1 protein-coding gene is annotated in these 418 nt (G+C 38.5%); it reads left to right on the top strand.

The window, feature by feature from the left end:
* Positions 1-418, top strand: a 418-nt coding sequence (locus tag J3492_RS13060) for a transposase (RefSeq protein ID WP_207992432.1), incomplete at both ends; no start/stop codon positions are given.

Genomic DNA, 418 nt, shown 5'->3' with positions numbered 1-418 from the left:
TAAAGGTCAAAAGCTCATCATTGATGTATTCGATAGTTACAACCTAAGCCTATATCAAATTAACACCTTAGAGATAGTACAAGACAGTCGTAATCATTGGTATGCGTGTATTACCGTTAAAGAATTTCCAAAAACAGTTTGTGGCACGAGCCAAGTCGGTATTGATTTAGGCTGTAAAGATGCCGCAGTCAGTAGTGAGGGTGATCAGCTACAAATCAAAGTTACCCATCAATACGCAGAAAAACTGGCCAGCGCTCAAAGAGCCAAAAACAAAAAACGGGTTAAGGCCATTCATGCCAAGATTAAAAACACCCGCCAAGATATGATTCATAAATTCACATCAAAGCTTGTTAAAGCCAACAACTTAATCGTTGTTGGTAAAATCAAATCAAACTCATTCACTTCATCCAAACTGGCC

The sequence above is a fragment of the Psychrobacter coccoides genome (assembly GCF_017498085.1).
Lineage (GTDB): Bacteria > Pseudomonadota > Gammaproteobacteria > Pseudomonadales > Moraxellaceae > Psychrobacter > Psychrobacter coccoides.
This window is presented reverse-complemented; position numbering and strand designations above follow the sequence as displayed.